The organism is Nesterenkonia sp. YGD6 (genome assembly GCF_022565895.1).
In the GTDB taxonomy this organism is placed as follows: Bacteria; Actinomycetota; Actinomycetes; order Actinomycetales; family Micrococcaceae; genus Nesterenkonia.
Genome location: NZ_JAJOYY010000005.1, coordinates 197,538 through 208,426 on the forward strand (window position 1 = coordinate 197,538; position 10,889 = coordinate 208,426).

Annotated in this window: 8 protein-coding genes; 3 read left to right on the plus strand and 5 right to left on the minus strand. The window is 68.2% G+C overall.

The features are described 5' to 3' along the window. Window positions 1–22: 22 nt before the first annotated feature. The 3 genes from LTI14_RS09780 to LTI14_RS09790 all read right to left on the minus strand — a co-directional run bounded on the left by LTI14_RS09780 (window position 23) and on the right by LTI14_RS09790 (window position 4,342). Complete coding sequence (locus tag LTI14_RS09780; protein WP_241476389.1) at window positions 23–1,927, minus strand: hypothetical protein; 1,905 nt, start codon at window positions 1,925–1,927, stop codon at window positions 23–25. 69 nt (window positions 1,928–1,996) lie between these two features. Beyond that, window positions 1,997–3,766, minus strand: coding sequence for a murein biosynthesis integral membrane protein MurJ (gene murJ / locus LTI14_RS09785; protein WP_241476390.1), 1,770 nt, complete (start codon window positions 3,764–3,766; stop codon window positions 1,997–1,999). 21 nt (window positions 3,767–3,787) lie between these two features. Then, entirely contained in the window at window positions 3,788–4,342 is a 555-nt protein-coding gene (locus LTI14_RS09790) for an NUDIX hydrolase (protein ID WP_370642739.1), read from the minus strand. A 123-nt stretch (window positions 4,343–4,465) separates the two neighbouring features. Here LTI14_RS09790 and LTI14_RS09795 point away from each other — a divergent pair, with 123 nt between their 5' ends. Then, on the plus strand, window positions 4,466–5,890 hold the full coding sequence (locus tag LTI14_RS09795; protein ID WP_241465689.1) for a CCA tRNA nucleotidyltransferase: 1,425 nt from the start codon (window positions 4,466–4,468) through the stop codon (window positions 5,888–5,890). Here the strand turns inward: LTI14_RS09795 and LTI14_RS09800 are convergent. Then, window positions 5,876–7,318 carry a glycosyltransferase family 87 protein gene (locus LTI14_RS09800; protein WP_241476391.1) on the minus strand — a complete coding sequence of 481 codons (1,443 nt, stop codon included), beginning with the start codon at window positions 7,316–7,318 and terminating at the stop codon, window positions 5,876–5,878. The two genes, LTI14_RS09795 and LTI14_RS09800, sit on opposite strands and share 15 nt — an antisense overlap. A 132-nt stretch (window positions 7,319–7,450) precedes the next feature. Between LTI14_RS09800 and LTI14_RS09805 the strand changes: the two genes are divergently transcribed. Next, on the plus strand, window positions 7,451–8,536 hold the full coding sequence (locus LTI14_RS09805; protein ID WP_241465691.1) for an inositol-3-phosphate synthase: 1,086 nt from the start codon (window positions 7,451–7,453) through the stop codon (window positions 8,534–8,536). A gap of 40 nt (window positions 8,537–8,576) precedes the next feature. Here the strand turns inward: LTI14_RS09805 and LTI14_RS09810 are convergent, their stop codons facing one another. Further along, complete coding sequence (locus LTI14_RS09810) at window positions 8,577–9,443, minus strand: potassium channel family protein (protein ID WP_241476392.1); 867 nt, start codon at window positions 9,441–9,443, stop codon at window positions 8,577–8,579. 137 nt (window positions 9,444–9,580) lie between these two features. Here LTI14_RS09810 and LTI14_RS09815 point away from each other — a divergent pair, with 137 nt between their 5' ends. Next, a complete protein-coding gene (locus LTI14_RS09815; protein WP_241476393.1) occupies window positions 9,581–10,873 on the plus strand; it encodes a DUF418 domain-containing protein in 1,293 nt (430 codons plus the stop codon). Window positions 10,874–10,889 lie beyond the last annotated feature (16 nt).

The following is a 10,889-nucleotide window of genomic DNA, read 5'->3' on the forward strand; positions in this document are numbered from 1 at the left end:
GACCCCACTGAGCGGACCGGGGTCAGTCGAGGCTGATCTCGGCCAGTTCGGTGCTGAAGGGGAGTCCAGCGGCGTTGGGGTCGTCCTGACTGGGCAGCTCGGTGATGTTGATGATCACGTAGGCGGCCTCCCCCTCGGTCTCGACCTCCACGGTCGTCTCGTTCCAGTTCAGGGTGCCGCCGCCGACCTGCTCTGCGCCCTCGAAGCTCGGCGTGTCATTGACCAGGACCTCGAAGGATCCCCCGGAGGACCCGCCCTCCTGGGTGAGCGTGACCGCGGAGACCTCTGCGGGCTCCTCGAGTTCAGCCACCAGGCCGACGCCGGAGCTGAATCCACCGAAATCAGCGGTAGCGAAGGACAGGGTGACCCAGGTGGTGGAGGTGTCCCCGTCGAAGAGATTGGCCAGCTGAGCGTCGCGGTCGGCGATGAGGTCTGGAGAGTCGGGCACCACGCGGGTGATGTTCGCGATCTCCGGCTCCACTCCGGCGTCTTCGTCAGGGGCGGACTCCTCGGTGGAGCCTTCCTGGTCACCTTCTGCGTCCCCATTCTCCTCCGCGGGGGCGTCCTCGGTCCCGTCGACCTGATCCTGCCCGGCGGCGGTGTCGGGCGTCTCGCCGCCGCGCAGGTTCAGGAACACGATCACCGCGGCGACCACCAGCAGCGCCGCCAGCGCTGCTGCGGTGACCCAGCGGCCGATGCCGGGCTTCTCGTCCTTGAAGTCTGTGTCGCTGGGCTCTTCGGCCGGCGGACCTGCGGCTGCGCCGGAGGCGGCCGCAGCAGGAGGGCCTGCGGACTCGGAGCCGGGGCGCTCGACGCGCGCCGCGCCGGAAAGGTCCAGCGCAGGAGCGGCCGCTGCGGAGGCCTGCATGGCCGCTTCGTCCTCGACGCGGGGGACGGGTCGAATCAGTCCGGTGAAGGAGACCGAATCGCTGAGTCGCCGGGATCTGGGCGGCCCGGGAAGCGGGGCGCGGGCCGGGGCGGGTGGCAGGTCGTAGTCATCGACGAGTGAGTCCGGCGGGTTGTCCACGACCTCGTCACCGTCGGGCAGCTCCGAGGCCTGCAGCTCCGAGGCCTGCATCTCCGCGGGCTCGGCGGCAGCGGCTGAGTCGCCGTGCTCGGCGACCCAGGCGGCCTCGTCCTCGGTGGGCGCACCCGCGGCGGCGCTGGAGTCGTCCGAGACCGTGGACTCGGAGCCTGGGGCGGGGGAAGCTGCGGCAGAAGCACCCGAGGCGGCGGGGGCGGCGGTGTCCCGGGTGCCGGAGAAGTCCTCCTGGGTGTCCGCTGCGGGGTCTGCGCTGGTGACCTCCATGTCGCTGCGCAGGTACGCTGCGGCGGCCGCACGGCCCTGCTCAGCCTGTCCCTCAGCGACTGCCAGGGCGGCGGCGTCGGTCTCGGTGTTCAGCCGGCGGTTCAGCGAGTCAGAGACCTTGTCCAGGAAGGCGGGCCGACGCCGGCGGAAGCGTCGGGCGTGATCCTCGGGCCGGTCATCGGTGGAGCCCACATGCAGTCCGGCGTAGTACTCGTCGTCGTCCTCGTAGGTCTCCGGCTCCATCACGCGGGACTGTCCGAAGAGCTCGGAGCCCAGCGAATCGGTGAAGAAGGGCTCCACATAGGGCGCGGTGTCAGGCACCACCAGATCCAGCAGGGTGTTTGGATCCACCAGCGAGGAGATCAGGTAGGTCCGCTCCTCGGCCAGGCCGAGATCGAGCACCTGGACGTCGGAGTCGCGGGAGCCCATCGCCAGTTCGCGCGCGGAGGTGGCCACCTGTTTGGCGTTGGACCGTGAGGCCAGCAGGATGCTGACGTCTCGGTCGAGGACCTCGTCGCTCGCCTGGAAGACGATGTCCTGATCAGCTGACGTCACCACGTGATGGGTGATGCGGTACCGCCCACCAACTACATCTCCGACGCCGAAAGGCTGCGCCACAAGTCCTCCTCGGTCCGGGAAACATCCTGGCGCCCAACTCAGGCGACCAGCTTCACATCGTGGTCAAGCCTACCGGGCCAGGCGGGACAGTGCGGGAACTCGCCTGGCCAGCGGCGCGATCGCCGCGGTGAACTCATTCACGCGCAGCCAGCGCAGCATCAGCACGAAGACCACCGCCATCACCACACCGACGACGGCGCAGCTGATCACCGCGGTGAAGATGGAGTCCCAGGCGAAGCCCCAGTCATAGCCGCCGAGCAGCCAGAGGACGGCGGCGCCGGCGAGTCCAGCCACACCCGCGCAGGCTCCGGAGCGCAGATACGCGCTGAGCACGGAGGCGAAGTCAAAGCCGCCCCAGCGCCGGACCACCAACAGGTGGCAGATCAGGTACTGCAGCATGTGCAGCGCGGTGAAGAGCCCGATCACCAGGTAGGGGATCTGCTCTTCGGGGATGGCCCCGGCCAGGCCGTAGGCGGTGGTCAGCCCCACCACCGCGATGATCGCGTAGATCAACATCGGGGTCTTGGCGTCTTCGGCCGAGTAGAAGACCCGCATCAGGTAGAAGCTGGCTGAGCGGAAGGGCATGCCCAGAGCCAGGAGCACCAGCAGCTGCCCGATGGCCGCGCCGGCGAGGTTGGCGTCGGCCGCGGCGCCGCCGAAGATCCGCCCCAGCGGGCCGGCGAGGACCAGCACCGCCACCATGCAGAACATCACCGGGATGGCGAAGATCCGCAGCCCCTCGTTGATGATCTCCCGGGCCCTGCCGTAGCGGCCCAGATCCATGGCGCGGGCCAGCTGGTTGAACAGCACCGTGGCGATCGAGAGCACGAAGACCGAGTGCGGCAGGATCGCGATCAGCTCCGCGACGTTGGCGGCATACTCCCCGGGCACCGAGGCGCCGAGTTCTCCCATCTCCTCACGGGTGGCCGTCGCACCGGAGATCAGCCGCATGTAGAGCAGGTTGGCGACGTTGCCGATGAGCATCGTCACCAGGGTCCACCCGGCGATCCGGCCCGTGGAGGCCAGGCCCATGCCCTTGAGTCCGAACTTCGGGCGCAGCCGCAGCCCGAGCCGGGAGAGCGGCCACAGCAGCAGCAGCGCCTGGGCGATGATGCCCACGGTGTGGCCGGCCGCGAGCCAGATGGTCTGCTGCGCGGTCCACTCGGTGAGCTGATCGTCGCTGGCGGCGTACTGGCCGAAGGTGATGATGAAGCTCAGGATCACCCCGATGGCGATCAGGTTGTTCAGCACCGGAGCCCACATGTACCAGCCGAAGCGGGCGTTGGCGTTGAGCACCTGGCCGGTGACCGCGTAGAGCCCGTAGAAGAAGATCTGCGGCAGCGTCCAGATCGCGAAGGCCGTGCCCAGCGCGAGCATCGGTTCGGTCCAGTTGCGGGTCAGCGTGAGGATGATCGGATATGCCGCCAGGGTGAGCAGCACGGTGAACGCCGCCAGCACGGTGATGGTCAGCGTGAGCAGCCGGGAGGTGTAGTCGGCGCCCCGATCCGAGCGCCGCGCGGCCTTGATCAGCTGCGGGACCAGGACCACGTTGAACATCCCGCCGGCGAGCAGCAGGTAGACGACGTTGGGGACCGTGTTGGCCTTCTCGAAGACATCGCCCACCAGCGTGGTCGAGCCGATCGCCACCGCCAGCAGCGCGGTGCGCACGATGCCGAGCACCCGGGACACCAGCGTTCCGGCTGCCATGATCGCGCTGGCCCGGGCAAGGCCTTTGGCGGGAAGGTGGCCTTGATCGGCCGTGGGGTCCGGGGTCGAGGGAGTCGAGGGCGGAGGCGGCGGTGGACCGGTTTCGGTCTGACCGGGGGAAGCGGCAGTCATCGTCAGTGGACTATAGCCGGATCAGCTGGACTGCACAGACTCATCGATCACCGCTCGGGCGAGATTCACGATCCGGCGCTCATTGGGGAAGGACAGGGTGCGATCCAGCGCGTCCATGCTCACCCAGGCGACGTCGACGGCTTCATGATCGGGATCGTTCTCGATGCTCAGCTCCCCGCCCACGGCTTCCATCAGGTAGTGGTGCACGGTCTTGTGGACCCGGTGCGAGGGGACGGTGAACCAGTACTCGATGCTGCCCAGGGAGGTCAGGATGGCGCCCTCGACGCCGGTCTCCTCGGCCACCTCGCGCAGCGCGGCCTCCTCGAAGGTCTCGGTGCCCTCGGGGTGGCCCTTGGGAAGACACCATTCAAGGCGTCCGCCGCGGTTGTAGCGGGCGATGATGGCGACCTCGAAGCCGTTGGAGGCCGGGCGGATGATCACCCCGCCGGCGCTGACCTCTTCGACCGTCGGAAGGCTCCCCTGCTGCCGCGTGGTCTGCCGAGCCGGCATGCGCCGGGCACCCATTGACACTGTCAATGGGGTGCGCCGTTCATCGCCGGTCTCCGGTCTGTTCATACCGAACACTCTAATCGGAGTGCCGCGAAGATCCCGTCGCGGTGGACTTCGCCGAGCGTGCATGCCGGTGCTGGCGCGGATGCGGGCTTCTGTCGGCGGGGCATATGGGACACTGTTTCCGCTATGCCTTACCTTCCCTCTGGATTCCCTGACGGCGCCTGGCTGCCCGACGTCGTCGTCGAACTCGGCGAACGCTTCGCCGCCCGCGGCTTCGAGCTGTCCCTGGTGGGCGGTCCCGTCCGGGACCTCTTCCTGGGCCGGACCTCCCCGGATCTCGACTTCACCACCGCCGCCACCCCGGATCAGATCATCGAGGCGGTCTCCGGCTGGGCCGAGGCGCACTGGGACATCGGCCGGGACTTCGGAACCATCGGCATCCGCAAGGGTGATGACACCATCGAGATCACCACCTACCGGGCCGAGGCCTACGACCCGGGCTCGCGCAAGCCGCAGGTCAACTTCGGCACCGACCTGGACGAGGACCTCGTCCGGCGCGACTTCACGGTCAACGCGATGGCGCTGAAGCTGCCCAGCTTCGAACTGGTGGACCCGCACGGCGGCGTCAAAGACCTGCATCTGAGGCTGCTGCGCACTCCCGCCACCCCGCAGGAGTCCTTCTCAGATGACCCGCTGCGGATGATGCGGGCGGCGCGCTTCGCCTCCCAGCTGCGCATGGAGGTCGCCCCTGAGGTGCGCGCGGCGATGACCGAGATGTCGCAGCGGCTGAGCATCGTCTCTGCGGAGCGGATCCGCGAGGAGCTGGTCAAGCTGATCTGCGGCGCGGACCCGCGCGCCGGGATCGACCTGCTGGTGGACTCCGGCCTGGCCGAGATCATGCTCCCCGAGGTGCCCGCGCTGAAGCTCACCGACGATGAGCACCACCGGCACAAGGACGTCTACCAGCACTCGCTGCAGGTGCTGGAGCAGGCCTGCGCGCTGGAGACCGGGACTGAAGGCCCGGTGCCCGGCCCGGACTTCGTGCTGCGCTTCGCGGCGCTGATGCACGACGTCGGCAAGGCCAAGACCCGGCGCTTCGAACCCGGTGGCGGGGTCAGCTTCCGCCATCACGACGTGGTCGGCGCCAAGCAGACCCGCCGTCGGATGCAGGAGCTGCGCTTCGACAAGGCCAGCATCGCCGCGGTGAGCCTGCTGGTGGAGCTGCACATGCGCTTCTACGGCTACGGCGATCAGGGGTGGAGCGACTCGGCGGTGCGCCGCTATGTCACCGACGCCGGAGACCAGCTGCAGCGGCTGCACCGGCTCACCCGATCGGACGTGACCACCAGGAACAAGAAGAAGGCCGCCCGGCTCGATCATGCCTATGACGATCTCGAAGAGCGGATCGCGCAGCTGGCCGAGCGTGAGCAGCTGGACCGGATCCGTCCGCACCTCGACGGGGAACAGATCATGGCCGTGCTGCAGATCCCGCCGGGCCCTGCGGTGGGCCGGGCGTACAAGTTCCTGCTCGAACACCGCATGGAGCACGGGCCGGTGGCCGAGGCGGAAGCCGTTGACATCCTGAAGGAGTGGGCCTCAGCGGAACTCTGAGGCCTGGGTCCGGGTCTGTGCCGAGGTCTGCGAGGTTCTCCCGGAGCGTCGGCCAAGCGGGACCCGCGCGGCACGTCGGACTGGGTCTCGGTCCGGGCGCAGGATGTCGAGCACCACCTGGGCCATCAGGTAGATCGTGGCGCCCATATGGCCCAGCACCGCAGCGATGTAGAGCGCGGTGTCGAAGGAATGCTGCGGATCGTGATCCCCCACGATGCCCGCCAGGTACATCCACACCGCCCAGAAGTGCAGCAGCTGGAATCCCTGCCAGACCAGCGCGTCCCGCCACCGCGGCGCCGCCAGGGCGATCAGCGGAATCAGCCAGACCATGAACTGCGGCGAATAGACCTTGTTGAGCAGCAGGAACGCCGCCACGATCAGGAACAGCAGCTGGACCATGCGAGGGGGGTGCTTCGCCCGGAGTCCCAGCACCAGGATGCCCGCGCAGGCGGCGGCGAAGAGTCCCAGGGAGAATCCCGAGATCGTCTCGGGGCTCGGCCCGGAGCCCCCGCGGCCCTCCGCGATCAGCTGCCAGATGTGCCACGGGGAGGAATACCCTGCGCCACGCTCGACCGAGAGCTCGAAGAACTGGGACCAGGCGGTGAAGCTGAGCACCATCGCGGGAACATTGAGCACCAGCCAGCTGGCCGCCGCGCCGGCGAGGGCGCGCAGGAAGACGTCGAACCCCAGCCCGGTGTCCCGGCGCAGCACCAGGATCAGCACGGCGCCCAGCATGAAGAGCGGGAAGAGCTTGAAGGAGACCCCGACGCCGATCATCACCCCGGCGCTGACCCAGGCTCCGCGGTGGAAGGCAAGGATCGCCAGGGCCAGCGCGGTCACCGCCCAGATGTCCCAGTTGATCCCGATGCCGAAGATGATCGCCGGGGAGAGCGCCACGATCGCGGCATCCCAGGGCCGTGCCCCGGCGGCCTTCATCACCACCAGCACCAGGACCAGCCACACCACGGCGGCGGCGGCAAAGCTGAGATCCCAATACAGCAGCGAGGCGCGGTCGGCGGACCAGCCCAGCGCCGCGGTCCCGTCCTGGGCGAGCAGGAAGCGCGTCGAGGCCGCCAGGACTGCGGCGACCAGACTGGTGAGCACCGGGTACTCGAAGTAGCCCGGGCCGAGCAGGGGGGCCCATGGCGCATCGCTGAGGTCACGCTGGTGGAAGAGCGCACTGATGTCTGAGTAGCAGCCCGCGTGGTAGACCTCCGCCCCGCCCCAGCCGTTGATCCGGCAGTACTGGCTGGTCAGCGCGGAGAGCAGAATCCCGAGCACGGTGAGGCCCAGCAGCACCTGGGCCGGAGAGTTCCGTGGGCGCAGCCGTGTCCCCGCGGGTCCGCCGAAGCGTTCCGAGAGGTGCCGCAGCAGCGGATCATCCCGGGTCGCAGCGACCGGGGGTCCGTCCTTCGGGGACTGGATCATCGGGTCCACGATAACCTCCGACCCAGACTGGCTATAGGCTTCTCGATCAGAGACACCGTCATGACTGAGATCACCTTCTAGCTGCCGGTGGGTCACGCCCACCGAGCTGCAAGACCCGCAAGGAGAAAACCTTTGGCAGAACAACCCATCCGAGTCGCCGTCGTCGGCGTCGGAAACTGTGCGGCATCACTTGTCCAAGGCGTGGAGTACTACAAGGACGCCCCCGATGATCAGCGGGTCCCCGGGCTGATGCATGTGCGCTTCGGGGAGTATCACGTGCGAGACGTCAGTTTCGTCGCGGCCTTCGACGTGGACGCGAAGAAGGTCGGACTGGACCTGGCGGAGGCGATCACCGCCTCGCAGAACAACACCATCACCATCGCCGAGGTCCCGGTTACGGGGGTCACCGTGCAGCGCGGTCCGACCCTGGACGGGCTGGGGAAGTATTACCGGGAGACCATCGAGGAGTCCGCCGCCGAGCCGGTGGACGTCGTGGCCGCTCTGAAGCAGGCCCAGGCCGACGTGCTGGTCTGCTATCTGCCCGTGGGCTCCGAGGACGCGGCCCGCTTCTACGCCCAGGCCGCGATCGACGCCGGGGTGGCCTTCGTCAACGCGCTGCCGGTGTTCATCGCCGGCACCCCCGAATGGGCGCAGAGGTTCACCGACGCCGGGGTCCCGATCGTCGGTGACGACATCAAGTCTCAGATCGGTGCGACGATCACGCACCGCGAGCTGGCCCACCTGTTCGAGGACCGCGGGGTCCACCTGGACCGCACCTACCAGCTCAACGTCGGCGGAAACATGGACTTCAAGAACATGCTCGAACGCGACCGGCTGGAGTCCAAGAAGATCTCCAAGACGCAGGCGGTCACCTCCAACACCTCCGCGCCGCTGGCCGACCGTGATGTCCACATCGGGCCCAGCGACTACATCCAGTGGCTCGACGACCGGAAATGGGCCTTCATCCGCCTGGAGGGCCGGAACTTCGGCGACGCCCCGGTGTCCATCGAGCTCAAGCTGGAGGTCTGGGACTCGCCGAACTCCGCCGGGGTGATCATCGACGCGATCCGGGCGGCGAGGATTGGGCTGGACCGCGGGATCGGCGGACCGCTGCTCTCCGCCTCGAGCTACTTCATGAAGTCCCCGCCGGAGCAGTTCCATGACGACGTCGCCCACGAGAAGGTCGAAGCCTTCATCCGTGGCGAGATCGACCGCTAGGAACCTGTCAGCTCGGGTCCCGGCAGGCCTCCGACGGCGATCAGCGGCCGTTGGAGTGGTCTGCGGCATAGGCCGCGAAGATCTCATCCAGGTCCCTGCCGGGGACGAAGCTGGGACTCAGCGTGGAGCCCAGCTGGTCCAGCAGTGAGTCGAGCCTGGCTGCGCTGATCCGCACCTCGAGCGAGCCGCTGTCTGCCGCGGCTCGACTCAGCGCGAGGGCATAGGGCAGGTGCTGTGAGATCGACACGGCGGCCGAGTCGACCCGGAAGTAGTAGGTCTCGCTGTGCTGGGTGAGGTCCACACAGATCTGCGCGATCTGCTCCGACAACCTGTCGAGCTCGGTCTGGACCGCAGAGGGGGCCAGCGCGGAGAGCTTCTCCAGAAATCCGGATTCTTCCAGCGCGTTGAGCATCAGTGCTGCCGTCCGCCGACGGAGCAGCGGCGGATAGATCTGCATGAACCAGGTGAGCGCTCCGGTGAGCAGAGCGAATCCGGTGAGTCCCTGGATCGGAGCCACCAGCCGCAGCCATGGCTCCACGGCGACCACATCGCCGAATCCGAGCGTCGCCAGCGAGACCAGCGAGATGTAGAGCGCCTCGGCGAAGGTCGAGTAGTCGCCGGGGTTCACGCCATCGGCATAGAGGAGCCCGTCCGGGACATGCGGGTAGTAGATCAGCGCCCAGCCCACCCCTTGGATCAGCACCCACAGCATGATCACGGCGACCATCGTGCCCGGACCGAGCGCGCAGCTCAGTCGGCGTCTGGTCGCCCGGTCGATCTTCCATGTTGCGGAGAAGACCAGGCTGCTCAGCGGACCTGACCCGCGGGGGTGCAGAAGCTCGTGAAACATGTCCCAGAGGCCCACCAGGATCACGACGATTCCGGTGATGGTCAGTATGGTGCCCAAAGAAACTCCTGAGACTTGATGGTGTCTGGTGACCCTATAGCCCCACGTCCTCCTCCGGGCCTGCGTGCTCCACCAGAAGGATCGTGTCCAGCGGATTCAGGTGGGGTGATACGCGCAGGTCCCGGTATTTTGGGGGGATGGAGAGACTTCACGCCGTCGACGCGCTGCGCGCCCTGGCCCTGCTGGGGATCCTGTCCGTCAACATCTGGTACTTCGCCTTTCCGGAGAACCTCACCGGCGGCGGGCGTTCCGCCGGGCTGACCGAGGGCGCCACCGGAGCGGACGCAGGGGCGCTCGCCGGTGCTGACCAGTGGGTGGCCTTCGCCGCCACGGCGATCTTCGAGGGCAAGTCCTATGTGATCTTCTCCTTCCTCTTCGGACTCTCCTTCGTGCTGCAGTGGAGCTCCGCGCATCGCGCCGGAGTCAGCGAGGTCTCCCGCTCGCAGCGTCGCTTCACCGCATTGGCGATCCTCGGGGTGCTGCACGGGATCTTCCTCTTCGTCGGCGACATCCTGCTGGCCTATGCCGTGCTCGGCTTCGCGCTGCTGGGCATGCGCAGGATCAGCACCCGCGCGGCGGTGCTGCTCGCCGCCGCGCTCTGGGCCGTGGTGGCGCTGGCGATCCTCGGCCTGGGCGCGCTGACCTGGTGGCTGGAGTCTTCCCCGATGATGGACGCCGCCGCGATGAGCCCCGAGGCGATGGAGAGCTCCGGACTGATCCTGGCCGGCGAGGAGGCCCGCGGGGCCTATGCCGGCGGGCTGGGCAGCTACCTGGCCTTCCAGCTCAGCGCCTACGCGCTGGTGGCGCCCTCGATGCTCCTGGTGCAGGGACCGATCGCCTTCGCCGCGTTCCTGCTCGGACTGGTGATCGGACGGGCCCGGATGCTCGAACGCATCATCGCCGGAGAGATCACGACGACGCGGCTCGTCTCGATCATGCTGCCCGCTCTCGTGGTGGGAGGTGCGCTCAGCGTGACCGCCGCCTGGATGGTCTGGGGCGGGGACGCGAGCGCCGGCGGACTGGGCACCGACACCCTCAGCGCCGGGCTGATCTTCCTCGCCGGACCGATACAGGCCACCGGCTATGTGCTCGCGGCGCTGCTGATCCTGCGCCACCGGGCATTCGGCTGGCTGGTGCGCGTGCTGGCCCCGGCCGGGCGAATGTCGCTGAGCAACTACCTGGGCCAGTCCCTGGTGCTGGCGCTGCTCTTCTCCGCGCTGGGCTCGCCGTTGGGCCTGGGACTGGCCGGAGAGCTGAGCGCGAGCCAGGTGGGCGCCGTCGTCGTCGTGCTCTGGCTGGGACAGCTCGGGCTCTCGCACCTGTGGCTGCGATTCTTCGACCGCGGACCCGTGGAAGCTCCGCTGCGCGCCTGGACCTACGCCGTCACAGCGTTTCCCGTGAAACCGGCGCAGAGTCATCCTTCAGCCTGATGCGCCCCGCACCGCG